The sequence below is a fragment of the Cellulosimicrobium sp. Marseille-Q8652 genome, from assembly GCF_965112045.1.
Genome location: NZ_CBCOPS010000001.1, coordinates 185,466 through 210,682 on the forward strand (window position 1 = coordinate 185,466; position 25,217 = coordinate 210,682).

Genomic DNA, 25,217 nt, shown 5'->3' on the forward strand with positions numbered 1-25,217 from the left:
GAGATGCCGCTGACCCGTGACGAGATGGCCGCGCGCGCGGCGCGCGAGCTGCAGGACGGCTGGTACGTCAACCTCGGCATCGGCCTGCCGACCCTCGTGCCCAACCACGTCCCGCCGGACAGGCACCTCGTGCTCCAGTCCGAGAACGGGATCCTCGGCGTGGGGCCGTACCCGACCGAGGACCAGGTCGACCCCGACCTCATCAACGCCGGCAAGGAGACCGTGACCGTCCTGCCCGGCGCGGCGTTCTTCGACTCCGCGCTGAGCTTCGGCATGATCCGCGGCGGGAAGATCGACGCCGCGATCCTCGGCGGCATGCAGGTCTCCGCGGCCGGGGACCTCGCCAACTGGATGATCCCCGGAAAGATGGTCAAGGGCCCGGGGGGCGCGATGGACCTCGTGCACGGGGCGGCCCGCGTGATCGTGCTCATGGAGCACGTCGCGCGCGACGGCTCGCCGAAGATCCTGCGGTCGTGCTCGCTCCCGCTGACCGGGCGGGGCGTCGTGCACCGGGTCATCACCGACCTCGCCGTGCTCGACGTGACGCCGGACGGCCTCGTGCTGCGCGAGACCGCGCCCGGGGTGGGCGTCGACGACGTGCGCGCGGCCACCGAGCCGGAGCTCACCGTCGCGCTCGACGCGGCGCCGCTCTCCGTGACGTGAGCGCGCGCGCCGGAGGTAGCGTGGGAGGCAGCGGCGCCACACCCCGGTGACCGCGCAGACAGAGCCGTCCGCACCCCAGGAGGTCCAGCCGTGAGCACCACGTCCCACTCCCCCGACGCCCGCCCCGAGGACGTCGTGATCGTCTCCGCCGCCCGCACGCCCCAGGGCCGCCTCAAGGGCTCGCTCGCGGCGCTGAGCGCGGTCGAGCTCGGCGCCGTCGCCGCTCGCGCCGCGGTCGAGCGCTCCGGCCTGGGTGCGGACGCCGTCGACGCCGTCGTCCTGGGCCAGGTGCTCCAGGCGGGCGCCGGGCAGAACCCGGCGCGCCAGACGGCCGCCGCGGCCGGTGTCGGCTGGGAGGTCCCCGCGGTGACCGTCAACAAGGTGTGCCTGTCGGGGCTCACCGCGGTGATCGACGGGACGCGGCTGATCCGGTCCGGCGAGGCCGAGGTCGTGCTCGTCGGCGGCCAGGAGTCCATGACGAACGCGCCGCACCTGCTGCCGGGGGCGCGCGCCGGGTTCGCGTTCGGGGACGCGACGCTCGTCGACGCGGTCGCGCACGACGGGCTCACGGACGCGTTCGACCGGGCGTCCATGGGCGTCTCCACCGAGCGGACCAACACGGGCGACGTCTTCGTGTCCCGGGACGAGCAGGACGCCGTCGCCGCCGCGTCGCACCAGCGCGCCGCGGCGGCGTCGAAGGACGGGCTGTTCGACGCCGAGCTCGCCCCCGTGAGCGTGCCGCAGCGGCGGGGCGATCCCGTCGAGGTGCGCGCGGACGAGGGCGTCCGTCCGGACACGACCGTCGACGGGCTGTCCCGGCTGCGACCGGCGTTCGACCCCGAGGGCACCATCACCGCCGGCAACGCGTCGCAGATCTCCGACGGCGCGGCGGCGCTCGTGCTGACGACGCGTGCCCGGGCCGCCTCGGCGGGAGCGCCCGTGCTCGCCACCGTGCGCACGTGGGGCCAGGTCGCCGGACCCGACACCTCGCTCCACTCGCAGCCGGCGCGCGCGATCCGCCAGGCGCTCGACCGTGCCGGGTGGGACGTCGCGGACCTCGACCTCGTGGAGATCAACGAGGCGTTCGCGACGGTCGTCGCCGTCTCGACGCGCGTCCTCGGGGTCGACCCCGAGATCGTCAACGTGCACGGGGGCGGGATCTCGCTCGGGCACCCCATCGGGGCGTCGGGCGCCCGGCTCGCGGTCCACGCGGCGCACGAGCTCGCGCGCCGCGGCGGCGGCCGCGCCGCCGTCGGGCTGTGCGGCGGCGGCGGGCAGGGCGAGGCGCTGCTCCTCGAGGCCTGACCCGCGCCGCGTCGCGGCCGCCCCCAGACCTGTCAGCGGCCCACCCCCACCCCTGCGCCGGTGGGCCGCTGACAGCCCCGCGGGCCGATCGCGCCCGGCGCCCCTACGATCGCGAGGTGCAGACCGCGCCCCGCCCGGCCCCGACCGTCCGCTGGCTGCGGCGCTTCTCCGCGACGGGGCTCGTGCTCGCGCTGGCGCTGTTCTGCCTGTCGCTCACGCCGTCGCTCATCCCGCGCGCCTGGTACTACCAGGCGGTCATCTCCGGGGTGAGCGCCGTGGGCGGCTACGGCCTCGGGGCGCTCGTCGAGTGGTTCGCGGTGAAGGTCGGGCTGCGGGCCCGGTGGACGCCGCGCGCGAGCCGCGTCGCGTGGTGGCTGCTCGCCGGCGCCACGACGGTCCTCGTGCCGCTCTCCCTGGTCCTCGGCGCCCGTCGCCAGATCGAGCTGCGGCACCTGTTCGGCATGACGGAGGACGTCCCGGGCAAGGAGGTCGTGACGCTCCTCGTCGCGCTCGCCGTCGCGCTCCTCGTCCTGCAGGCGGCGCGCGGCCTGCGTCGCGTCGCGCGGTGGCTGAGCGTGCTCGTCGGCCGCGTGGTCCCCGTGCCGGTCGCGCGGTTCGCGAGCGGTGCGATCGTCGCCGTGGTCACCGTGCTGGTGCTCAACGGGGTCGTCTGGTCGGGCGCGCTGAGCGCGCTCAACGGCGTCTACGCCGCGGCCAACGCCGAGGTCGACCCGGACCTCGCGCCCCCGAGCGAGCCGGAGCGTTCGGGGTCGCCGGCCTCCGGGGAGTCCTGGGAGTCGCTCGGCGCCGAGGGCAGGAAGTTCGTCACCGCGGGCCCGACGCTCGACGCCCTGCGCGCCTTCGCCGCGGCGGGCGACGTCGTCGACCCCGCGGACGTCCGCGAGCCGGTCCGCGCCTACGCCGGCGTCGACGCCGGCGGTGACCTGGACGCCACGGCGGCCCGGGTCGTCGCCGAGCTCGACCGGACGGACGCCTGGGACCGCTCCGTGCTGGTCGTCGCGACGACGACCGGCACGGGCTGGGTGGACCCCGGCATGGTCGAGGCGCTCGAGCTGATGCACGGCGGGGACACCGCCATCGCGACCATGCAGTACTCGTACCTGCCGAGCTGGATCAGCTTCGTCGGCGACCGCTCCACGCCGCCCGCCGCGGGCAAGGCGCTGTTCGAGGCCGTGTACGGCCGGTGGTCGGAGCTCCCGACGGACGACCGGCCCCGCCTCCTCGCGTTCGGCATCTCGCTCGGGTCGTTCGGCATGCAGGGCGCGTTCAGCGGTGTCCAGGACGTCGCGGCCCGCAGCGACGGCGCGATGTTCACCGGGACGCCCGGCTTCACGCCGCTGTGGCGCGGGCTCACGGACGCGCGCGACCCGGGGTCGCTCGAGTACGCGCCCGTGGTCGACGGCGGGCGGCAGGTGCGCTGGGGCGATCCCGTCGCCACCGGCGTCGCCGACCTGTGGGGTCCGGGCCCGGACTGGGACGAGCCGCGCGTCGTCTACCTCCAGCACGCGTCCGACGGCGTGACGTGGTGGGGTCCCGAGACGCTCTGGTCCGAGCCGGACTGGCTGGCCGAGCCCCGCGGTCCCGACGTGCTGGGCGACGTCCGGTGGTGGCCGTTCGTCACGTTCTGGCAGCTCACCGGGGACCTGTTCGTCGCCGCGGCGTCGGACATCCCGCCCGGCCACGGGCACGTCTACCACCTCGAGTACGCCGACGGGTTCGCGGCGCTGCACGCGCCGGCCGGCTGGACCGCCGCAGACACGGCGCGGCTCAAGGTCGCGATGGGCGCCCCGCCCGCGGAGAGCTCCACGGGCTGAGCGGGGACCGGTCTGCGGAGCCGGGTCCTGGACGACCCTGCGGAGCGTCAGTCCTGGACGACGCTCGTCCCCTCGCCGCTGTCGTCCACCGTCGGGGCCGGGCCGCTCGCGTACTCGACGCGCGCCCCGTTGCCGCTGACCTGCACGGAGCCCACGCTCTCGACGTCGACCCGGGCGCCGTGCCCCGACACCACGAGGGACCCGACGTGACCGTCGACGTCGACGCGCGCGTCGTTGCCGGAGATCTCGAGGCTCTCGAGGTCGCTCGCCTCGACGTCCACCTCGGTGCCGTGGCCGGTGAGGAGCACCGACGAGCAGGTGCCGACCACGTCGACGTCGGCACCGTCGGCGCTGATCTCGACCACGCCGCCCGCGCAGTCGATCCGGGCGTCCCGCGCGCCGTGCTCGGCGAAGACCTGGCGGTCCGTCGCGTCGTCCGCGGTCCCGCTGGTCGCTCCGCCGTCACCGTCCGTGCCGGTGGGGGCGTCCGCGTCCGCCGTGACCGTCTCGGTCACCGTCTCGGGGTCCTCCGGGTCGCCACCGCAGGCGGCGAGGCCCAGGACGAGGACGGCGGGCACGGCGAGGACGGCGAGACGGCGCGGGGTCATGCCCTCCATCGTCGGGAGGGGGTGAGGACCGGGCAACCGGGAGCGCCTCCCGCGGGCGGTGACGTCCGGCACGCTACGCCGGCGCGTGACGCTCGAGGAAGGTGAAGACCTCGGTCTGGTCGACGCCGGGGAACGCCCCCGCCGGCATCGCCGCGAGCATCGACGCGTGCGGCCGCGCGCTCGGCCAGGCCTGACCGGACCACCGGTCCGACAGCGCGTCGGGCGGGCGCCGGCAGCACGCGCCGTCGGGGCAGCGCGACACGAGACGCTCGGTGGTGTCGCGCCCCAGGAACCACTTCACGTGCGCGAACGGCACCCCGACGCTCACCGAGAACTCGCCGTCGGCGGAGCCCTGGACGCGCGACGTGCACCAGTACGTGCCGCTCGGGGTGTCGGTGTACTGGCTGAACGGGCTGAGCCGGTCCTCCACGGAGAACACCGTGCGCGCCGTCCAGCTCCGGCACACGTACTGGCCCTCGACGGCGCCGAGCGGGTCGGCCGGGAAGCGGACGCCGTCGTTCTCGTACGCCTTGTGGATGACGCCGGACTCGTGGACCTTCATGAAGTGCACCGGGATCCCCAGGTGCGTGGTCGCGAGGTTCGTGAAGCGGTGCGCCGCCGTCTCGTACGACACGGCGAACGCGTCGCGCAGGTCCTCGATGGAGATCTCGCGCGCCTCCTTCGCGGTCCGCAGCGCCTTGACCGCGTGCCGCTCCGGCAGGAGGAGCGCGGCCGCGAGGTAGTTGGCCTCGACGCGCTGGCGCAGGAACTCGCGGTAGTCGCCCGGCTCGGCGTGGCCGAGGACGTGGGGCGCCAGGGCCTGCAGCAGCGCCGACGTCGCGTTCGACCGGCCGCGCACGCCGTTGCTCGGGAGGTAGACGCGCCGGTGCCGCAGGTCGAGGACGGACCGCGTCGAGTGCGGCAGGTCGCCGACGTAGTGCAGCGTGAACCCGAGGTGGGCGGCGATCTCGGCCGCCACGCGCTGCGGGAGGGGACCTCCCGCGTGGCCGACACCGCCGAGCAGCTCCGCCGCGGCGTCCTCCAGCTCGGGGAAGTAGTTGTCCTGCGCGCGCATGGTCGCGCGCAGCTCGGCGTTGGCGCGGCGGGCCTCCTCGGGGGTCGCGGCGCGCTCGGTGTGGAGGCGCTCGAGCTCGCGCCGGAGCGCGACGATCGTCTCGAGCGCGTCGGTCGGCAGCGACTTGCCGACGCGCACCGGGCGCAGGCCGAGCGCGTCGAAGAGCGGGCCGCGCTGCGCGCGCTCGAGCTCGATCTCCAGCGCGTCGCGCCGTGACGGCGGCTCGGCCGAGAGGAGGTCGTCGAGGCTCGCGCCGAGCGCGCGCGCGACGGCCTGGAGCTGCGCGAACCGCGGCTCGCGGCGGCCGTTCTCGAGCAGCGAGACCTGCGACGGCGCGCGGCCGATCGCCGCGCCGAGCTCGTCGAGCGTCATGCCCCGCTCGGTCCGCAGGTGGCGGATGCGCCGGCCGATCGTCAGGGCGTCGGGCTCGCTCTCGAGCGGGATCTCCGCATGTTCCGCGATTCCGGCCGGTCGCGTCGTCGGGATTGCCATGACTGAGGGTGACACACGCCACTCCTTGCGCACAACGGAAGAACGCGGATTCTTCTGCCCGATCCTGCTTGAGAACGGGCTTGCGGAGGCACGAAGGTCGAATCACGGTCTCCCCGCGAGGCCGACGAACGATCCGCTCGACGTCGGACGAGCACACGCGTCACGACGACCCACCCCAGGAGGCACCCCGTGAACAGGCCCACCATCGTCAGCCGCCGGTCCGCGACCGAGTACGTCGGCGGCCCTCGCACGCTCGGCACCGTCCGCCCGGCGGACGGCACGGCGGGCGTGCCGGCAGGCGCGCCGTCGGACCGGGCCGCGCACGACGTCGCGAGCACGGGCAGCCACGCCGTCCGACCCGGCGACCAGACGCAGACCGCCGACGACCTCGCCCGCTCGTGGGCAGAGGACCCCCGCTGGGACGGGATCGCCCGCGACTACACCGCGCAGGACGTCGTCGCGCTGCGCGGCTCGGTGCGCGAGGAGCACACGCTCGCCCGGCGCGGCGCCGAGCGCCTCTGGGAGCAGCTCCACTCCGAGGAGTGGGTCGCCGCGCTCGGCGCGTACACGGGCAACCAGGCCGTGCAGCAGGTGCGCGCGGGCCTGCAGGCCATCTACCTGTCCGGGTGGCAGGTCGCCGCGGACGCCAACCTGTCGGGCCAGACGTACCCCGACCAGTCGCTCTACCCGGCGAACTCCGTGCCCGCCGTCGTGCGCCGGATCAACAACGCGCTGCTGCGCGCGGACCAGGTGGAGGCCGCCGAGCGCGCCGGAGCCGGTGAGTCCGCCACCGGGCCGGGCCGCGACTGGCTCGCCCCGGTCGTGGCCGACGCCGAGGCCGGCTTCGGCGGCCCGCTCAACGCGTACGAGCTCATGCACGCGATGATCGCCGCCGGTGCCGCGGGCGTGCACTGGGAGGACCAGCTCGCGTCGGAGAAGAAGTGCGGTCACCTCGGCGGCAAGGTGCTCGTGCCGACGGCGCAGCACGTCCGCACGCTCAACGCGGCCCGGCTCGCCGCCGACGTCGCGGGCGTGCCGTCGGTGATCGTCGCGCGGACCGACTCGCTCGCCGCGGACCTCCTCACGTCCGACGTCGACGAGCGCGACCAGCCCTTCCTCACGAGCGAGCGCACGGCCGAGGGCTTCTACCGGGTCCGGCCGGGCGAGGCCGCGGTGCTCGCTCGCGGCCTCGCGTACGCGCCGTACGCCGACCTGCTCTGGGTCGAGACGGGGACGCCCGACCTCGGGCTGGCCCGGCGCTTCGCCGAGGCGGTCCACGCCGAGCACCCCGGCAAGAAGCTCGCGTACAACTGCTCGCCGTCGTTCAACTGGCGCAAGCACCTCGACGACGCACAGATCGCGAGCTTCCAGAAGGAGCTCGCCGCGATGGGCTACGCGTTCCAGTTCATCACCCTCGCCGGCTTCCACGCCGTCTCGCACTCCATGTTCGAGCTCGCGCGCGGCTACAAGGACCGCGCGATGAGCGCCTACGTCGAGCTGCAGGAGGCCGAGCTCGCCTCCGAGGCCGACGGCTACACCGCCACCCGCCACCAGCGGGAGGTCGGCACCGGCTACTTCGACCGGGTCGCCACGGCTCTCAACCCCGACGCCGCCACCCTCGCGCTCGCCGGCTCCACCGAGACCGCCCAGTTCCACTAGGCCCTGCCCGCCACGCAGCACCCCGGTCCGCGACGTAGCACCGCACGTCCGCTACCACCTCGCGCACCCGACCCCCGGAGACAGCCATGACCACGCTCACCACGTCCACCACCTCACCCCTGGGCTCCCCCGCCGGCTCGTCCTCGGGCCCGTCCGGCACCCTGCCCGACGGCGGTCCGCACCCGGGCACGTCGGGCGACCCCGCGTCGTCGGGCACCCCGGGCCGCACGCCGCAGGGCACGCTGCGCGTCACGGGCACGCTCGGCGAGCGGTACCGCGAGATCCTCACGCCCGAGGCGCTCGACTTCCTCACCGCGCTGCACGACCGGTTCGTGGCCCGGCGCCACGGCCTGCTCATGGACCGCCAGCAGCGCCGGCAGGACGTCGCGGACGGGATCGACCCCGACTTCCGCGCCGAGACCCGGCCGGTCCGCGACGACCCGTCGTGGCGCGTCGCCGGCTCGACCGGAGCGCCCGGGCTGGAGGACCGGCGCGTCGAGATCACCGGCCCCACCGACCCGAAGATGGCGATCAACGCCCTCAACTCGGGCGCGAAGGTGTGGCTCGCCGACGCCGAGGACGCGTCGTCGCCCACGTGGCGCAACGTGGTCGAGGGCCAGCTCGCGCTGCACGACGCGATCCGCGGCACGCTCGAGCACACGAGCGCGGAGGGCAAGGAGTACCGCCTGCGCTCGGCGACGCTCACCGACCTGCCGACGATCGTCTTCCGCCCGCGCGGGTGGCACCTCATCGAGAAGCACATGCGGTACGTCGACCGGGCGGGCGTGAGCGTCTCGGCGTCGGCGTCGCTCGTGGACTTCGGCCTGTACTTCTTCCACAACGCCCACGAGCTCGTCGCGCGCGGCCGCGGCCCGTACCTCTACCTGCCCAAGCTCGAGGGGTACCGGGAGGCGCGGCTCTGGAACGACGTCTTCGCGTTCGCCCAGGAGTGGGTCGGGATCGAGCAGGGGACGATCCGGGCCACGGTCCTCGTCGAGACGCTGCCCGCCGCGTTCGAGATGGAGGAGATCCTCCACGAGCTGCGCGACCACTGCGCCGGGCTCAACGCGGGCCGCTGGGACTACCTGTTCTCGGTGATCAAGGCGTTCCGCACGCGCGGCGACCAGTACGTCCTGCCCGACCGCGCGCAGGTCACCATGACGGCCCCGTTCATGCGCGCGTACACCGAGCTCCTCGTGTCCACGTGCCACCGGCGCGGGGCGCACGCGATCGGCGGGATGAGCGCGTTCATCCCCGACCGGCGCCGGCCCGACGTCACGGAGCGCGCGCTCGAGCAGGTGCGGGCCGACAAGCGGCGCGAGGCGACGGACGGGTTCGACGGCACGTGGGTCGCGCACCCCGACCTCATCGAGGTCGCGCGCGCCGAGATGGACGCGGTCCTCGGCGACCGACCGAACCAGGTCGCACGGCTGCGCGAGGACGTGCGCGTCGGCCAGCACGAGCTGCTCGACATCGGCTCGGCGCGGCGTGCGGGTGCGACGGTCACCGCGGCCGGGCTGCGTGCCAACGTGTCGGTCGGCGTGCGCTACGTCGAGTCGTGGCTGCGCGGCGTCGGTGCCGCGGCGATCGACCACCTCATGGAGGACGCCGCGACGGCCGAGATCTCGCGCTCGCAGGTGTGGCAGTGGATCGCGTCGGGGACGCGCACGGAGAACGGCGTGCCGATCACGCGCGAGCGGGTCGAGGCACTGCTCGCCGAGATCGTGGACGACCTGCCGCGACACCCGGGGAACCGGGTCGACGAGGCGGCCGCCGTGTTCCGCGCCGTCGCGCTGGCCGAGGACTTCCCGACGTTCCTCACCATCGGGGCGTACTCGCAGTTCCTCGTCGGCTCGGACGTCGACCAGCCCTCGCGCTGACGTCGCTGCCGCCGCCGTCGTGGCCCGTCCGGATCCCGGACGGGCCACGACGGCGTGCGGCACCGTGCGCCGGACGCCGCAGCAGCCCGTCGCTCAGGCCTCGTCGACGACGGCGTCGGTCGTCCCCCGGTTCGCCTCGAGCGCGCGCTCGATGTCCAGCACGATCGCGCCGGCGGCGAGGTAGTCCTCGCCCGTGCCGTGCTCGCGCTGGCGCGCCAGCGCGGCCCGCAGCTCCCGGACGGCGAGGAGCGCCGGTTCCCGGTCCGCGTCGGGGCCCTCGCGGACCACCGCGGCCAGCGCGCCGAGCGCCTCCGCCACGGGGTGGCGCAGCTCCGCGCCGAGCACCCGGCGGTCCGGGTCCAGGTCGTCGCGCTCCCCCTCGGTGAGCACCCGGACGAGGTCCGTGACCACGGCCGTCGTCACGGACAGCCGCTCGGACTTCAGCTCCTGGTCCTCGACGCGCCCGCGCTGCCGGCGCGCCCGGACGTTGAGCCGCTGCGCCTCACGGGCCTCGTCCGCGGCACGTCGTGCGCCGTCGACCGCCGGGGCGACCGCTCGGCGCCGTTCCTCCCACTCCTCCGGGCGGGGTGCCCGGTCACCGTGCAGGCCGTCGGCCAGCGCGTCGAGCTGGTCGGCGAGGACGTCCCCCAGCTCGTCGAGCGCCTCCTCCGACGGCGCGAGGGGCAACGGCGGCGCGACGAGGTTCACGAGGACGCCGACTCCCGCGCCGACGACCACGAGACCGATGTACGCGAGGACGAACTCCGACTGGTCGCGCGCGCCGCCGATCACGAGGACGAAGAGCGCCGACGTCACGGTCCACGTCCCCATGTCGCCGAGGACGCGCCACCCCGCGAGCAGGCTCGCCACGACGACGACGACCGCGACGGTCAGGGAGTCGGTCGGCAGCACCTGGTTGAGCGTCCCCGCGACGGCAGCGCCGACGACGATGGCGAGGGTCGCGCGGACCGACTGGCTCACGGACCGCGCCGCGGTCGAGGACGTGGCGACGACCGCACCGAGCGGCGCGTAGTAGCGGTACTCGGCGAACGGGTCGGGGAACGCGAGACCGATCAGCCAGGCGACCCACCACGCCACCCCGGCCGCGATCCCGGAGCGCAGCGCGACCGCCCACGAGGGGTGCGTCGCCATCCAGTGCACGGTGCGCGACGCCCGTCGGCGCACGACGAGCCGGGGATCGAGGGGTGACGTCTCGGACATGGCGCCATCCTGGACCGTGCGGGTCGCGCTCGCCCGGTCGGCCCGTCCCCCGCGGCGTCCTCTCAGGACAGCGCGCGGACGAACCCGGGACGCTCCGCCGCGAACCAGGCCTCGTTCTCGCGGATGCGGTCGCCGACGCCGTCGTCCCACATGCGCCGCCACCCGCCGCCCCGCGTCGTGGCCGCGTGCCGCATCGCGTACCAGCTCCGCGCGAACCGTTGCGCGAGCACGTCGAGGAGGGCGAGCCGGTCGGACCGGTCGAGGCCGTACGCGTCCGCGACGACGCGGGCACGACGCGCGGCGTCGAGGTCCCGCATGACGACGGGGCGTCCGTCCGGCGGACCGATCGGCGCCCAGTAGAGGAGCGTCGTCGCGAGGTCCAGGAGCCGCGTCGTCGGGGCGGCGAGGTCGAAGTCGATGACGCCGACCAGGCGGTGCGGGCCCTGCGGGTCCTCGCCGACCGGGCGGAAGAGCGCGTTCTCGACCGTCACGTCGTTGTGCCCGACGACGTCCGGGACCTCGAACACGTCGGGCACCTCGGGGAACTGGGCCCGCTCGGGCCAGGAGACCCCGTCGGGAAGCTGCACGTCGGTCGACACGTCGTGCAGCGCCCGCTGCCACTCGCCGAGCTGCGCGAGGATCCCCTCGTCGATCGCCCAGGGGTGCGGTGGGCGGCCACCCATCTCGCCGGGCAGGAAGCTCACGACCTCCCGGCCCTCGTCGTCGATCCCCAGGAAACGCGGCGCGCGGTCGAACCCCACGCGCTCGAGGTGCAGCAGGTACGCCTCGACGGCCGGGCTGTGCGGGCCGCGCGGGCGACGGACCGTGTCGCCGCGGCGCACGAGGCCGTCGGAGACGTCGCCCCCGAGGAGCGGGACCTCGGCCTCGTCGGTCGAGCGGTCGACGAACCGGGTGGTCTGACTCATACCGGACACCTTCGCACGGGAGGCACTCCGCGAGCCAGGGTCAACCGCCACCTCGGGCCGCGTACCAGGGCGCCACCGACTCCATCTGCTGCATGGTGAGGACGATCGCCTCGCGCTGCCGCGGACGGGCGCCCTTGTGGACGAGCGCCGTCGTGGCCGTCGACGCGCGGATCACGGTCCTCGGCGCCGAGGACCGACCGTTGCGCGGGATCGTGCCGATCGACGACGTCCCCCCGTCGCCCGACGACGCGATGGTCGACAACCTCGTGTGCATCGTGCACGACGTGCTCGCGGACCAGGCGCCCGGCGGGAGCACCGTGCTCATGCTCGAGCGTCCCGGGACCGACGCCGTCACGCGGGCAGACGGCCGGTGGTTCGCCGGGCTGCGCGACGCCGCCGCACGCCGCGGAGTCCGCCTGCGTGGCGTGTTCCTCGCGACCGGACGGCACGTGCGGCCGCTCGCTCCGGACGACGTCACGGCGTGACCGCTCTCCTCGGGCACCCCGTCCGGGCGCTGCCGGCATGACGCGCCGAACCTCCCTTCCCCGACCACCGCGGCTGTGTGACGACGGCCCGACCGTCGGCCCGACCTCTCAGCGGTTCGCACGCGAATCGCGATGCAGTACTCGGATCCACCCTGCCCGCACGGAGGATGCTGTCGGGCCGTGGAGCTGGCTCGGGCCAGAGCTCGAGGCGTAGCGCACGCGAGCGCCCTGGACCGCGCGGTCGCCGGTCTCGGCCCGCAACCAGCCGTCGACATCCGATATCGCACTCGATATCGTCAGCTCGTGGATGACGGTGACCGCGTGCGACGGGCACGCGAACACGCAGGGCTGTCGCAGCGCGAGCTCGCGGCGCGCTCACGTGTGCCGCAGCCCAACATCGCGGCGATCGAGTCGGGGCGGCGACGCCCTCAACCGAGGACGCTCGCGCGCCTGCTCGACGCGACTCGTGCCCGTCCCCGCGAGGTCCTCGACCGCCACCGCGCAGACGTCCGGCGGATCGTCGCGGCACGAGGCGGGAGCGAACCGCGCGTCTTCGGCTCGACGGCGCGAGGACAGGACGGGGTGGACTCCGACCTGGACCTCCTGGTCACCTTCCCGCCAGGGACCTCGGCCTGGACCCTCACCGGGCTCGAGCTCGACCTCGAGGAGGCGCTCGGCGTTCGTGTCGACGTCGTTCCCGACTCCGGGACGTCCCCGGCGGTCGAGCGTGCACGTCGAGAGGCGCAGCCGATATGACCGGGGCGGAGATGCCGCTTGCCGGTGATCGTGACGCCGACAAGTCGATGCGCACGCTGGTCGACCTGTCCCGGTTCGGCGCCAGCGCCCGTCGCATCGTCGGACGGGGTCGCGAGGCGTTCTTCCACCCGGAGGACGACATCCTGCGCCGCGCGGGGCGCAGCGTCATCGTCGACGTCTCGGCGGCCGCCGATCGGTTCCCTGCAGCCTTCGTCGCAGCGCACCCGGACGTCCCGTGGCGAGAGATCCGCGCGACACGGAACCGCATCGCGCACCAGTACGACGGCGTGAGCGACGAGATCGTGTGGGACACGTTGCGTCTCCACCTCCCGGACCTGCTGAAGACGTTGGGGGTCGCCAGCTGATCGAGACGCAGTCGGCTCGTCCTGCTCGGGGTCCGGCAGCCGGTGCGACCGGAGGAGCTGTTCGTCTGTCCTCGATGCGCTCGCCGTCATCCTCGACCTCGCCGCCGACGTCGTCGCCAGGCGTGAGGGCGTACGAGATCGCTTCCCGCCCTCGAACCGTCGACGCCTTCGTCGTCCAACCGCGCCGCTGGGTGGTCGAACGGCACCGCAGACTCGTCCGCCAGCACGAGACCACCTCACCGCAACCGTCACCGCCGCGACGCACTCCCGGATCAAGCTCCTGCTCCCGCTCCTCTACCGCCAGCGGTCGTCCGACAGGCTCGAGGTCGCGCCTCCCTGCGCTGTGAGCTCGCGGCCAGGGGTGCGGTCGCGCGCCACGCGGCGCAGGCCGGACAGGACCGCGGCGGTGGCGGCCGTCGGCGGCGCCCCTCGACGCACCGCGGCATAGACCTGACGTGTCCTCGGCGCCTCCAGCGCGCGCACGTCGACGGCGTACCGGCGGTCGACGGCGAGCCCGGGCAGGAGCGCGACGGAGAGCCCGCTCTCCACGTGCGCGAGCAGCAGGTCGTAGCTGGGGAGGCGCGCGACGACGCGCGGCTCGAAACCCGCGACGCGGCACGCGCCGTCGAGCAGGGTCGACAGGTAGGTGCCGGGCAGGTCCGCCGCCCAGCGCGCGTCGGCGAGCCCGGCGAGGTCGACCGGGCCGGACGAGGTCTGCGGCGACGCGTCGGCAAGGCCGTCCTGCGGCGGCGCGCCGGCGGCGCCGTCCCTCGACGTCGCGGCCGGGGTCACCAGCACGACCGGGTCCTCGAGCAGCGGCACGGTCGCGACGTCGGGACCGGCGAGCGGGGCGCCGTCGAGCAGGTCGGCCGTGACGGCCAGGTCGACGTCCGCCCGCCGCAGCGCCGGACCGCTCTCGCGCGGGTCGAGCTCGACGACGTCGACCTCCACCCGGGGGTGATCGGTCGCGAGCCGGAGCGTCAGGGGGATCACGAGCTCGCGCACCGCGCTGGAGAACGCGGCGACGCGGACGACACCGGCCGGTTGCCCGTCGGGGTGCGCGAGCTCCGCCTCCGCGAGCGCCATCTGGTCGAGGATGACCCGCGCGTGCCTCGCGAGCGACCGACCTGCCGGGGTGAGCCGCACGCGCCGTCCCGTCCGCTCGAGGAGGCGCGCGCCGGTCTCGGCCTCGAGCGCGGCGAGCTGCGCCGAGACCGCGGACGGGCTCAGGTGCAGGGACGCCCCGACTGCGCGGACCGTGCCGAGGCTGTCGAGCCGGGCCAGGACCTGCAGCCGCGCGGCGTTGAGCACGGGCACCTCCTGCTGGTCGACGAGCGCCATCCGCGCTGTGCTGTTCCTCCGCACAGACTGTACGAGAACTCGTGCTGTACGCGCACAGGGCGTCGTCCCTAGGCTCGCCGCATGACCGCCGCCCCGACCCCCGACCTCGTCCCCGCCGGGGACGCCACCCGGTTCTGGGCCGACGCAGACCGTCACCTCGTGCGCTACGGCGGGCCGTTCACGCCCGAGGTCGTGGAGAGCGCGTCGGGGAGCTTCGTGACCACGGCGGAGGGTCGCCGGATCCTCGACTTCACGTCGGGCCAGATGAGCGCGATCCTCGGGCACAGCCACCCCGCGGTCGTGGCGACGGTGCGCCGGCAGATCGGCACGCTCGACCACCTCTTCAGCGGGATGCTCTCGCGACCGGTCGTGGACCTCGCGCGACGCCTGGCGGGCACGCTCCCCGACCCGCTGGAGAAGGTCCTGCTCCTCACGACGGGCGCGGAGTCGAACGAGGCCGCGATCCGGATGGCGAAGCTCGTCACGGGCGGGCACGAGATCGTCTCCCTCGCGGGGTCGTGGCACGGGATGACGCACGCCGCGGCCGCGGCGACCAACAGCGCGGGGCGGCGCGGCTACGGGCCGACGGCGCCGGGGAACCTCGTCATCCCGGTGCCGAACGCCTACCGTCCCGACCACCTCGCGCCGGACGGCGGGCACGACTGGCGTCGCCAGCTCGACCTCGCGTTCGACCTCGTCGACGTCCAGTCGACCGGGAGCCTCGCGGCCTGCATCGTCGAGCCGATCCTCAGCTCGGGCGGGATCGTCGAGCTGCCGCAGGGCTACCTCGCGGCGCTGCGGGACAAGTGCCACGAGCGCGGGATGCTGCTCGTCCTCGACGAGGCGCAGACCGCGCTGTGCCGCACCGGCTCCTGGTACGGGTTCGAGGGCCGGCCGGGCGACGAGCCCGTCGTCCCCGACATCCTCACGCTCTCGAAGACGCTCGGGGCCGGGCTCCCGCTCGCCGCGGTGGTCACGAGCGCCGAGATCGAGGAGCGTGCGCACGAGCGCGGCTTCCTGTTCTTCACGACCCACGTGTCCGACCCCCTGGTCGCCGCGGTGGGCGGCACGGTGCTCGACGTCCTCGAGGAGGAGCGCCTGGACGCGCGCGTGCGCGTGCTCGGCGACCGCCTGCGCACCGGGCTCCTCGAGCTGCAGTCCCGGCACGACGTCGTGGGGGACGTGCGCGGCCGCGGGCTCCTGCAGGGCATCGAGCTCGTGCTCGACCGGGAGACGAAGCAGGGCGCCGACGCTCTCGGCGCCCTCGTGACCCGCCGGGCGCTCGAGCGCGGCCTGCACATGAACGTCGTGCAGCTGCGCGGCATGGGCGGCGTCTTCCGGATCGCCCCGCCGCTGACCATCGCCGACGACGAGCTGGACCTCGGGCTCGAGCTGCTCGACGCTGCGCTCGAGGACGCGACGCGCGAGCTCCTCGGGTAGCACGGTCCGCGAGTCGCCCACCGACCGCTGCCAGGCGTGCGGCGGGGTTCAGACGGGGGCGTCGTCGTCCCCCGTCCGTCGTCGCAGCCCCACGGCGAGCACCTCGTCGCGCACGACGACGGGCGGTCCTCCCTCCGGACCGACGAGCCGGGAAACGGCGAGCGAGGCGAGCAGCGGGTCGAGGACACGTCCGTCGGAGCTGCCCCGTGGCGTCTCGTACACGAGCCACAGCCGCCCTCCCGGCCGCAGGAGACCCGACAGCGCGCCGCTCACGGCACGCGCGTCCCGCGTCCAGAAGAGGTTGACGTTCACGGCGACGACCACGTCGAACGGCCCGTCGGCGTCGAGCAGTCCCGCCGCGTCCTCGACCTCGCCGGTCCGCACGGCCAGCCTCCCGTCGGCCGCCGCGGCCGCGTTGCGCCGCGCGGTCCGCCCCGCGGCCACGGCAGACCTGTCGAGCGCGACGTACCGCAGCCCCGGGTGGCGCGCGAGCAGCAGCTCGGCGAGGACGCCCGAGCCGCTGCCCACCTCGAGGACGCGCTCGGAGCCCTGGAGAGCGAGCAGGTCGGCGGCGCGCAGGAGCCGGGGCGGGACGGCGGCGGGCACGACGTCAGGATGCGCCGTCGCACCACGGTCTGCACGGGGGCCGGCGCGGTCGACGACACCTCGCGTAACACCGTCTCAGCATGCGCGACGGCCCTTCCACGGAGCGGACAGCGCACCTAGCCTGACGGGCGGAGAGCCGCGCAGCCGTCGCGCGCACACCCCCGGCCACGCCAGCCCTTGGAGGACACCATGCCCGCACCGCTCGACACCACCGAGAAGATCACGCAGTACGCCCACCCCGACCGCCTCGTGAGCACCGAGTGGCTCGCGGAGCACCTCGGCGAGCCGGGCGTCGTCGTCGTCGAGTCCGACGAGGACGTGCTGCTCTACGAGACCGGCCACATCCCCGGCGCCGTGAAGATCGACTGGCACACGGACCTCAACGACCCGGACACGCGCGACTACATCGACGGCAAGGGCTTCGCCCAGCTGCTCGGCTCGAAGGGCATCGGCCGCGACACGACGATCGTCGTCTACGGCGACAAGAACAACTGGTGGGCCGCGTACGCGGCGTGGGTCTTCACGCTGTTCGGCCACGAGGACGTGCGTCTCCTCGACGGCGGTCGTGGCAAGTGGATCGCCGAGGGCCGCGAGACGACCACGGACGTCCCGGAGCCCGACGCCGTCGAGTACCCGGTCGTCGAGCGCGACGACGTGACGATCCGCGCGTTCAAGGAGGACGTGCTCGCGCACATCGGCAACGGCCCGCTCGTCGACATCCGCTCCCCGCAGGAGTTCACGGGCGAGCGCCTGCACATCCCGGACTACCCGGAGGAGGGCGTGCTGCGCGGGGGCCACATCCCGACGGCGCGCAACGTCCCGTGGGCGACCGCGGTGGCCGAGGACGGCACGTACAAGTCGCGCGCCGAGCTCGAGGCGATCTACCAGGAGGGCGGCCTCGGCCTGGCGACCGACGACGAGGTCGTCACGTACTGCCGCATCGGCGAGCGCTCGAGCCACACGTGGTTCGCGCTGACGTACCTGCTCGGCTTCGACAAGGTGCGCAACTACGACGGCTCGTGGACCGAGTGGGGCAACGCGGTGCGCGTGCCCATCGTCAAGGGCGACCAGCCGGGCGAGGCGCCCGCGTCGCTCGCCTGACCCGACGCCCGTGCCCGACGGCGCGCGACGGTGCGAGGATCGGAACCATGAGCGCCTCCACCCCCGACGCCGCACTGCCCCCGACCCTCGCCGAGATCCGCGAGGACTTCCTCGCGCTCCCCGAGCGGGAGCGCCTGCAGCTCCTGCTCGAGTTCGCGAACGAGCTCCCGGACCTGCCGGAGCGGTACGCGAGCGCACCGGGCATGCTCGAGCGCATCGAGGAGTGCCAGTCCCCCGTCCGGGCGTTCGCCGAGGTGGACGACGCGGGTGTCGTGCACTTCTACGCGACCGCGCCCGCCGAGGCGCCGACGACGCGCGGGTTCGCGTCGATCCTCGCCCAGGGGCTGTCGGGCCTCACCGCGCAGGAGGTCCTCGACGTCCCGGACGACTTCCCCATGTCGATCGGGCTCACGCGGGCCGTGAGCCCTCTGCGCATCGGCGGGATGAACGGCATGCTCACGCGCGCCAAGCGCCAGGTCCGGGACCAGGTGACCGCGCGCGGCTGACCGGCCACCCCGCGTCCCGGGCACCGCGCGACGGCGTCCCGGGGCACGCCCACCGTGCCCCACGGGCGGTCCGAGCAGGGTGCGAAATCGATGTCGGAAGGATTCGACACCGTTATCGACGGAAATAGTTTGTCCATTGACCAGAATGCCTCTTGTCGATAGTTCATCCGATTGACATTATCGAGCCCGTCCGACTCGCTCGATCACAAAGGTGTCGATCGCATGTCTCCTGTCCGGCGTCTGCTCTCCCTGACCACGGCTCTGTCGCTCGTGGCCGTCGGCGCGCTCCTCGCGCCCCCGGCGTCCGCCGCGGAAGATCCCCCACCACCACCCGCCGTCGAGGAGGAGAGCGGGCGCGTGCTCGTCTTCTCGAAGACGGCGGCCTTCCGGCACGGCTCGATCCCCCAGGGCATCGCGGCCGTCCAGGCCATCGGCGACCAGCACGACCTCACCGTGGACACGACCGAGGACGCGGCGGCCTTCACGCCCGAGAACCTCGCGACGTACGACGCGGTGGTCTTCATGTCCACGACCGGCGACGTCCTCGACGACGGCCAGCAGGCCGCGTTCGAGGAGTACATCCGCGGGGGCGGCGGCTACGTCGGCGTCCACGCCGCGAGCGACACCGAGTACACGTGGCCCTGGTACGGCGAGCTCGTGGGCGCGTACTTCAGCGGCCACCCGGCGGTCCAGCCCGCCGGGATCCACGTCGAGGACCGCACGCACCCCTCGACGTCCCACCTGCCCCAGCGCTGGGAGCGCACCGACGAGTGGTACAACTTCGGCGACAACCCGCGCGGTGACGTCCACGTCCTCATGACGCTCGACGAGACCTCGTACCAGGGCGGCGGGATGGGCGCCGACCACCCCGTCGCGTGGTGCCAGTACCACGAGGGCGGGCGGTCCTGGTACACCGGGCTCGGTCACACGCCCGAGAGCTTCGTCGAGCCGGCGTTCGTCGAGCACCTCACGGGGGGCGTCCTCTGGGCGACCGGCGCCGCGTCCGACGACTGCGGCGGCACGGTCGACGCCAACTACCAGAAGGTCGTCCTCGACGACGAGGTCGCCAGCCCGATGGGGCTCCAGGTCGCCGACGACGGTCGCGTGCTCTACATCGAGCGCGCCGGCCAGGTCCGCGTCATCGACCCCGCCACCTCGACGACGTCCACGGTCGGCCGCCTCCAGGTCCACACCGCGCAGGAGAACGGCCTGCTGGGCATCGAGCTCGACCCCGACTTCGCCGAGAACGGCTGGGTCTACCTCTTCTACACGCCCCACGGCGACCTCGTCGACGAGCCTCACCAGCGCCTGTCGCGGTTCACGCTCGAGGGCGACACGCTCGATCTCGCGAGCGAGCAGATCCTCCTGCAGATCCCGCACCAGCGCGTGGAGTGCTGCCACTCGGGGGGCTACCTCGACTTCGACGCCGAGGGCGACCTCTGGATCTCCGTCGGCGACGACACGTCGCCCGGCGGTGCCCCGGGGGGCTACGCGCCGATCGACGAGCGCCCGGGGAGCGAGGCGTTCGACGCCCAGCGCTCGTCCGGCAACACGGACGACCTGCGCGGCAAGCTGCTGCAGATCACCCCGACCGACGACGGCTCCTACACGGTCCCCGAGGGCAACCTCGTCGACACGGAGTGGGCCGCGGGCCAGGACACCAGCAAGATCCGGCCCGAGATCTACGCCATGGGGCTGCGCAACCCGTTCCGCTTCGCCGTCGACCAGACCACCGGAGCGGTCTACCTCGGTGACTACGGCCCCGACGCGAGCGTCGCGGACCAGCGCGGCATCGACGGTCGCGTCGAGTGGAACGTCATCACCGAGCCCGGCAACTACGGCTGGCCCTACTGCCACGGCGGCGGGGCGTACGTCGACTTCGACTACGCGACGAACCAGCCCGGTGCCGAGTTCGACTGCTCCGGCCCGGTGAACGACTCGCCCAACAACACCGGCGTCACCACCCTGGCCCCGGTCATCGAGCCGCTGACCTCCTACGGCCGCTCGCTGCGCGACCCGGACGTCGGCACCGGCGGCGCGCCGATGGGCGGCCCGGCGTACACGTTCGACGAGGAGCTCGAGTCCGACCGCAAGTGGCCGCGCTCGATGGCGGACAAGCCCTTCTTCTACGAGTGGGGCCAGAACCGCCTCTACCAGCTCCACCTCGACGAGGACGGCGCGAAGACCGACATCACGCGGGTCCTGGCCTCGATGCAGCTCACGCGGCCGCACGCGATGGTCTTCGGCGAGCACGACGGCGCGATGTACCTCATCGAGTGGGGCTCGGGCTTCGGCGGGAACAACCCCGACGCCCAGGTCGTGCGCATCGACTACACCGGCGGCAACGACCGGCCGCTCGCGAAGGTGTCCGCGACCCCGCGGTCGGGCGGCGTCCCGCTCGTCGTGGAGTTCTCCAGCGCCGGCACGGCGCACCCTCAGGGCGGCGACCTGACGTACGCGTGGGACTTCGGTGACGGCGGCACGTCGACGGAGCCGAACCCCACGCACACCTACACCGCCGAGGGCGACTACACCGCCGTCCTGACGGTGTCCGACGTCCACGGACGCACCGGGACCGCGAACGCGACGATCTCCGTCGGCAACACCGAGCCCGAGGTCGAGATCCTGTGGCCCGCGAACGGCACGGTCTTCACCTACGGGGACACGGTCGACTTCGAGGTGTCCGTGACCGACGCGGAGCAGGGCTCCACGGCGGCGGGCGACATCGACTGCGCGGACGTCACGGTCGAGCTCATCCTCGGCCACGACGACCACGGGCACCCGATGAAGGAGGCGACGGGCTGCACCGGCTCGTTCGTCCTCGAGCCCGACAGCGGCCACACGGACACCGACCGCATCACGTACGCGATCGAGGCCCGGTACACCGACGACGGCTCCCCCGCGGGCGTCGTCGCGCCGCTCACCGGCCGCGACGTCGTCGCGATGCAGCCGTCACGCAAGCAGGCCGAGCACTACACCCTCGGGACCGAGGTCCGGGCCGAGGCGACGGCCGACCCGCTCGGCGGAGACCTCAACGTCGGCTTCATCCGCGACAACAGCGCGATGACGTACGAGGACTTCAACTTCGCGAACGTCGACGCCCTGCGCTTCCGGGTCGCGTCGCCGAACGACACGAGCCGGATCGAGATCCGCAAGGACTCCGCCGACGGCGAGCTCCTCGGGAGCGCGGCCGTGCCGCGCACCGGTGGCTTCCAGGCCTGGGGCTGGGTCGAGGCGGCCGTCGACGACCCGGGGGACACGTTCGACCTCGTCCTGCTGTTCCGGGGCGCGGACGGGTACCTGCTCAACCTCAACTGGTTCGACGTCGTGGGCGACGGCGCCGCGGGCGGTCCGCCGCTCGTCGTGCCGACACCGGTCGCCGAGCTCTCGCCGGCCGAGCCGGAGGAGAGCGGCTGGTACCACGACGCGGTGAGCCTGTCGCTCACCGCCGAGGAGGGCGACGCCATCGAGTACCAGGTGGGCGCCACCGGTGCGTGGACGCCCTACACGGCTCCCGTGCCGTTCGCCGAGGACGGCCGCTACGAGGTCGCCTTCCGGGCGGTGCGCGGCGAGAGCACGTCCAACCGGGGCAGCGTCGTGGTCCAGGTCGACGGCACGGCGCCGGCGACGACCGCCGACCTCACCGCGCTGACCGAGGGTGACACCTTCACGGGCGGCGTCTCGGTCGTGCTCGAGGCGACGGACGCCACGTCCGGCGTCGACGGGACGACGGTGCGGGTCGACGGCGGTGACGAGGTCGACTACGACGGCGCGTTCACGGTGAGCGGGGACGGCGAGCACACCGTCGAGTTCCGCACCGTCGACACGGCCGGCAACGTCGAGCCGTGGCAGACCGTCCGGTTCGAGAGCCCGAGCGGGCAGCGCCCGGAGATCTCGCTGAGCGACCCGCCGCTCGGGGGCGTCGTCCCGTTCGGCAAGGCCGTGCGGTACGAGGCCACGGTCGCGGACCCGTCCGCCGACTGCGCCGACGTCCGGGCCCGGCTCGTCGTCACGCGCGGCGACCAGGTGTGGCGGGGCGAGCCGACCGACGGCTGCACCGGGCTCGTGACGATGGAGCGACCTGCGGACGCCGGTCCGACGGACCGCCTCCGCTACGAGCTCGAGGTCCTGTACGCCCGCGGCGGTCACGACGGCGAGGTCCGCAACCTCGCGCAGGCGCGCGCGACCGTGCGGCTGCAGCCGGCGCTGATCCAGGCGGAGCACGCCGACTCGACGGTCCGGACCGAGCCGACCGGCGACTCGATCGGCGGCGGTCTCAACGTCGGCTGGCTGCGTGACAACGCCACGATCAGCTACGCCGACGTCAACCTCGCGGGGATCGAGAAGGTCCGCTTCCGGATGGCGTCGAGCAGCATCGGGGGCACCCTCGAGCTGCGCGCGGGCTCGGCGAGCGGCGCCCTGATCGGCTCGGTGCCGATCACGAACACGGGCGGCGGCCAGTCGTACCAGTGGTTCGACGTGCCGGTGACCGACCCGGGCGGGCCGATCACGCTCGTCCTGGTGTTCCGCGCGACGGGCACGCACTACATCGCCAACGTCAACCTGTTCGAGCTCGTCGGGGACGGCGTCTCCACCGAGCCGGCGCCCGAGGAGCTCGCGATCTCGACCGTGGTCGAGCCGCGCTGCCTCGCGGGCAAGGTGTACGTGGCGGTGCGGGCGACGAACGACGACACCGCGCCGGCGGACATCACCCTCACGACGCCGTTCGGGACCCGCACGGTCGCCGACGTCGCGCCGGGCAAGAGCGCCTACCAGGCGTTCGCCACCCGGTCGGCCTCGGTCCCGGCAGGGACGGCGCAGGTGAGCGCGGAGGGCGACGGTCGCACCTTCGCGGCCGACGTCGAGCACGCGGCGCTGTCGTGCGGCTGACGTCGTGACACGGGGCTGAGGTCCGGGAGGCGGCCGTCCGACGTCGCCTCCCGGCCCGGCCGACCCCGGCTCGCCCTGCGCTCAGTCGCGCAGGGCGAGCCGCCGGGCGAGCACCGCGCAGACCACGAGCTGGAGCTGGTGGAAGACGATCACCGGCACCGCGACGACGCCGGCCACGGCCACGGGGAACAGCACGCTCGCCATGGGCAGCCCGGTCGCGAGCGACTTCTTCGAGCCGCACATGAGGAGCGCGACCCGGTCGGCGCGCGGCAGGCGCAGGGCCGCCCCGCCCCACCACGTGATCGCGAGCATCGCCGCGAGGAGCAGGGCGCTCACGCCGAGCAGCGCGACGATCGCCCACCCCGACACGCTGGACCACACACCCGCCGACGAGGCGGCGGCCACGGCCCCGAACACGACGACGAGGATGGTCCCGCGGTCCACGGCGAGCGTCAGCCAGCGCCGCGCGCGGACCCAGTCGCCGACCCACGGCTGCAGCAGCTGGCCCACGACGAACGGGACGAGGAGCTGGAGCAGCACGGTCCGCAGCCCGCCCAGACCATCGAGCGCACCGTCGTCGGCACCGCCGGACGCGCCGGCCGAGGCCCCGGACGCGTCGGACAGCAGCCACAGCACGAGCAGCGGGGTGACGACCATCCCGAGCACGTTGGAGACCGTCGCGCCGCAGATCGCTCCCGCGACGTTGCCGCGCGCCACCGACGTGAATGCCACCGACGACTGCACCGTGGACGGCAGCAGCGCGAGGAAGAGCACCCCGACGGCGAGCCCGTCCCCGATCACCGGGGCGACGGCCCACGCGACGACGAGGCCCAGCAGCGGGAAGACGACGTACGTCGACGCGAGGATCCCGCCCTGGAGCCGCCAGTTCCGCAGCCCGGCCCACACCTCACGCGTGGACAGCCGCATGCCGTAGACGAGGAACAGGACCGTGACCGCGACGTCCGCGACGACGTCCACGACGCGCTGGGCGTCCTCGCCCACGGGCACGACCAGCCCGAGCACGAGCACCACCAGGAGCGTCACGACGAACGGGTCGACCCACCGGCTCAGGACTGCGCGCACGAGGGTCGAGTCTAGGCGGGCCGTCGCGGCGGGGTCAGAAGTCGAACAGGTCCCCGAGCCACGACTCCTTCTTCTTGCGCTTGGCGTAGCGCGGGTCGTAGCGGTCGCCGTCGTACCGGCGGTCGCCCTCGTAGCGGCGGTCGCCCTCGTACCGGCGGTCGCGGTCGTCGTAGCGCCGCTCCTCCCGGTAGCGGTCGTCGCGGCGGTCGTCGTAGCCGCGCGGCGACCCGTAGTCGGCCGGCTGCGCGGGCGGGTAGGCCGTAGGCCCCGGCGGCACGGGCGCCGCGGCAGGCGCAGCGGCTGCGGCAGGCCCCGCGGCCTCGGCCGCGATCTCCCCCTCGACCGAGCGGTCGATGATCTTGTCGAGCTCGCCGCGGTCGAGCCACACGCCGCGGCACGTGGGGCAGTAGTCGATCTCGACGCCCTTGCGCTCGGTCATCACGAGCACGGTCTGGTCGGTCGGGCAGAGCATGCGGGTCCTCCTGGTGCGGCCGGACGGGTGACCCGGCATGGCCGGGACGCTGGGGAGTCCAACGCCGCCGGACCCGGGATGGTTCCCGTCGGCTCGGCTCGGTCCCCCCGCGCTCACGTCGCGTCGTCGGGCACGAGGTGCTCGCGCAGCTCCTCGACGCGGTGGCGCTCGTCGTCGAGCGCGGCGAGCGCCTCCGCCACGCGCGGCAGGAAGTCCGCGCCCGCGATGAACCACTCGACCCCTTCGAGGAACCGCGCGGCGGCGACCTCGTCGTGCAGGGCGAGCGCGAGGTCCGCGCGGAGCACGAGCGCGCGGAAGCGCACGCGCTCGGAGACGCTCCGGGTACGGACCCCTTCCGCGGCGAACGCCTCGTCCAGGACCCGCGCGGCCCCGACCGCGTCCCCGGCGCCGCGCAGGATCCGGGCGTGCTCGACGGCGCGGGCCAGGTCCGGCGGTTCCGCGGCACGACGGCGCGGCAACCCGGGAAGGGGTGCCCCACCAGCCACGC

21 protein-coding genes are annotated in these 25,217 nt (G+C 74.2%); 12 read left to right on the top strand and 9 right to left on the bottom strand.

What is annotated here, in order from left to right; translation table 11 throughout:
• The first annotated feature begins 3 nt into the window (after window positions 1–3).
• The 3 genes from ACWPWV_RS00820 to ACWPWV_RS00830 all read left to right on the top strand — a co-directional run bounded on the left by ACWPWV_RS00820 (window position 4) and on the right by ACWPWV_RS00830 (window position 3,803).
• Window positions 4–663 carry a CoA transferase subunit B gene (locus tag ACWPWV_RS00820; protein ID WP_454041108.1) on the top strand — a complete coding sequence of 220 codons (660 nt, stop codon included), beginning with the start codon at window positions 4–6 and terminating at the stop codon, window positions 661–663.
• Window positions 664–753: 90 nt separating this feature from the next.
• Window positions 754–1,968, top strand: a complete 1,215-nt coding sequence (locus ACWPWV_RS00825) for an acetyl-CoA C-acyltransferase (RefSeq protein WP_454041109.1) — start codon at window positions 754–756, stop codon at window positions 1,966–1,968.
• 116 nt (window positions 1,969–2,084) lie between these two features.
• Window positions 2,085–3,803, top strand: a complete 1,719-nt coding sequence (locus ACWPWV_RS00830) for an alpha/beta hydrolase (protein ID WP_454041110.1) — start codon at window positions 2,085–2,087, stop codon at window positions 3,801–3,803.
• A 47-nt stretch (window positions 3,804–3,850) separates the two neighbouring features.
• Here ACWPWV_RS00830 and ACWPWV_RS00835 read toward each other — a convergent pair whose 3' ends face one another.
• The gene (locus ACWPWV_RS00835; protein ID WP_454041111.1) at window positions 3,851–4,411 is read right to left on the bottom strand and encodes a DUF3060 domain-containing protein; all 561 of its coding nucleotides are present in this window, start codon (window positions 4,409–4,411) and stop codon (window positions 3,851–3,853) included.
• Window positions 4,412–4,484: 73 nt separating this feature from the next.
• Complete coding sequence (locus tag ACWPWV_RS00840; protein ID WP_454041112.1) at window positions 4,485–5,978, bottom strand: helix-turn-helix domain-containing protein; 1,494 nt, start codon at window positions 5,976–5,978, stop codon at window positions 4,485–4,487.
• Window positions 5,979–6,266: 288 nt separating this feature from the next.
• Here ACWPWV_RS00840 and aceA point away from each other — a divergent pair, with 288 nt between their 5' ends.
• Window positions 6,267–7,637: an isocitrate lyase gene (gene aceA, locus ACWPWV_RS00845; RefSeq protein ID WP_454042782.1), complete on the top strand. Its 1,371-nt coding sequence runs from the start codon at window positions 6,267–6,269 to the stop codon at window positions 7,635–7,637.
• An 86-nt stretch (window positions 7,638–7,723) separates the two neighbouring features.
• Entirely contained in the window at window positions 7,724–9,517 is a 1,794-nt protein-coding gene (aceB, locus tag ACWPWV_RS00850; protein ID WP_454041113.1) for a malate synthase A, read from the top strand.
• A 93-nt stretch (window positions 9,518–9,610) separates the two neighbouring features.
• Here the strand turns inward: aceB and ACWPWV_RS00855 are convergent, their stop codons facing one another.
• Window positions 9,611–10,738, bottom strand: coding sequence for an FUSC family protein (locus ACWPWV_RS00855; RefSeq protein ID WP_454041114.1), 1,128 nt, complete (start codon window positions 10,736–10,738; stop codon window positions 9,611–9,613).
• Between the two features lie 62 nt (window positions 10,739–10,800).
• Window positions 10,801–11,664, bottom strand: a complete 864-nt coding sequence (locus tag ACWPWV_RS00860) for an aminoglycoside phosphotransferase family protein (RefSeq protein WP_454041115.1) — start codon at window positions 11,662–11,664, stop codon at window positions 10,801–10,803.
• A 92-nt stretch (window positions 11,665–11,756) separates the two neighbouring features.
• Between ACWPWV_RS00860 and ACWPWV_RS00865 the strand changes: the two genes are divergently transcribed.
• The 3 genes from ACWPWV_RS00865 to ACWPWV_RS00875 all read left to right on the top strand — a co-directional run bounded on the left by ACWPWV_RS00865 (window position 11,757) and on the right by ACWPWV_RS00875 (window position 13,270).
• On the top strand, window positions 11,757–12,149 hold the full coding sequence (locus ACWPWV_RS00865) for a hypothetical protein (protein WP_454041116.1): 393 nt from the start codon (window positions 11,757–11,759) through the stop codon (window positions 12,147–12,149).
• A 321-nt stretch (window positions 12,150–12,470) separates the two neighbouring features.
• Complete coding sequence (locus ACWPWV_RS00870) at window positions 12,471–12,905, top strand: helix-turn-helix domain-containing protein (RefSeq protein WP_454041117.1); 435 nt, start codon at window positions 12,471–12,473, stop codon at window positions 12,903–12,905.
• Window positions 12,902–13,270, top strand: a complete 369-nt coding sequence (locus ACWPWV_RS00875) for a HepT-like ribonuclease domain-containing protein (RefSeq protein ID WP_454041118.1) — start codon at window positions 12,902–12,904, stop codon at window positions 13,268–13,270. The genes ACWPWV_RS00870 and ACWPWV_RS00875 overlap by 4 nt, the downstream gene beginning before the upstream one ends.
• A 294-nt stretch (window positions 13,271–13,564) precedes the next feature.
• Here ACWPWV_RS00875 and ACWPWV_RS00880 read toward each other — a convergent pair whose 3' ends face one another.
• Window positions 13,565–14,611 (bottom strand): LysR family transcriptional regulator, encoded by a 1,047-nt coding sequence (locus ACWPWV_RS00880; RefSeq protein WP_454041119.1) that lies wholly within the window; start codon window positions 14,609–14,611, stop codon window positions 13,565–13,567.
• Window positions 14,612–14,692: 81 nt separating this feature from the next.
• Between ACWPWV_RS00880 and ACWPWV_RS00885 the strand changes: the two genes are divergently transcribed.
• Entirely contained in the window at window positions 14,693–16,051 is a 1,359-nt protein-coding gene (locus ACWPWV_RS00885; RefSeq protein ID WP_454041120.1) for an aspartate aminotransferase family protein, read from the top strand.
• Between the two features lie 48 nt (window positions 16,052–16,099).
• Here the strand turns inward: ACWPWV_RS00885 and ACWPWV_RS00890 are convergent, their stop codons facing one another.
• The gene (locus ACWPWV_RS00890; RefSeq protein WP_454041121.1) at window positions 16,100–16,657 is read right to left on the bottom strand and encodes a class I SAM-dependent methyltransferase; all 558 of its coding nucleotides are present in this window, start codon (window positions 16,655–16,657) and stop codon (window positions 16,100–16,102) included.
• Between the two features lie 189 nt (window positions 16,658–16,846).
• Here ACWPWV_RS00890 and ACWPWV_RS00895 point away from each other — a divergent pair, with 189 nt between their 5' ends.
• The 3 genes from ACWPWV_RS00895 to ACWPWV_RS00905 all read left to right on the top strand — a co-directional run bounded on the left by ACWPWV_RS00895 (window position 16,847) and on the right by ACWPWV_RS00905 (window position 23,154).
• On the top strand, window positions 16,847–17,758 hold the full coding sequence (locus tag ACWPWV_RS00895) for a sulfurtransferase (protein ID WP_454041122.1): 912 nt from the start codon (window positions 16,847–16,849) through the stop codon (window positions 17,756–17,758).
• 47 nt (window positions 17,759–17,805) lie between these two features.
• A complete protein-coding gene (locus tag ACWPWV_RS00900) occupies window positions 17,806–18,264 on the top strand; it encodes a SufE family protein (RefSeq protein ID WP_454041123.1) in 459 nt (152 codons plus the stop codon).
• Between the two features lie 222 nt (window positions 18,265–18,486).
• Window positions 18,487–23,154: a ThuA domain-containing protein gene (locus ACWPWV_RS00905; RefSeq protein WP_454041124.1), complete on the top strand. Its 4,668-nt coding sequence runs from the start codon at window positions 18,487–18,489 to the stop codon at window positions 23,152–23,154.
• An 81-nt stretch (window positions 23,155–23,235) separates the two neighbouring features.
• On the opposite strand, the gene ACWPWV_RS00910 is transcribed toward ACWPWV_RS00905, so the two are convergent.
• The 3 genes from ACWPWV_RS00910 to ACWPWV_RS00920 all read right to left on the bottom strand — a co-directional run bounded on the left by ACWPWV_RS00910 (window position 23,236) and on the right by ACWPWV_RS00920 (window position 25,215).
• Complete coding sequence (locus tag ACWPWV_RS00910; RefSeq protein ID WP_454041125.1) at window positions 23,236–24,237, bottom strand: bile acid:sodium symporter family protein; 1,002 nt, start codon at window positions 24,235–24,237, stop codon at window positions 23,236–23,238.
• Window positions 24,238–24,271: 34 nt separating this feature from the next.
• Complete coding sequence (locus ACWPWV_RS00915) at window positions 24,272–24,709, bottom strand: TFIIB-type zinc ribbon-containing protein (protein WP_454041126.1); 438 nt, start codon at window positions 24,707–24,709, stop codon at window positions 24,272–24,274.
• Between the two features lie 113 nt (window positions 24,710–24,822).
• On the bottom strand, window positions 24,823–25,215 hold the full coding sequence (locus ACWPWV_RS00920; RefSeq protein ID WP_454041127.1) for a hypothetical protein: 393 nt from the start codon (window positions 25,213–25,215) through the stop codon (window positions 24,823–24,825).
• Between the last annotated feature and the right edge of the window lie 2 nt (window positions 25,216–25,217).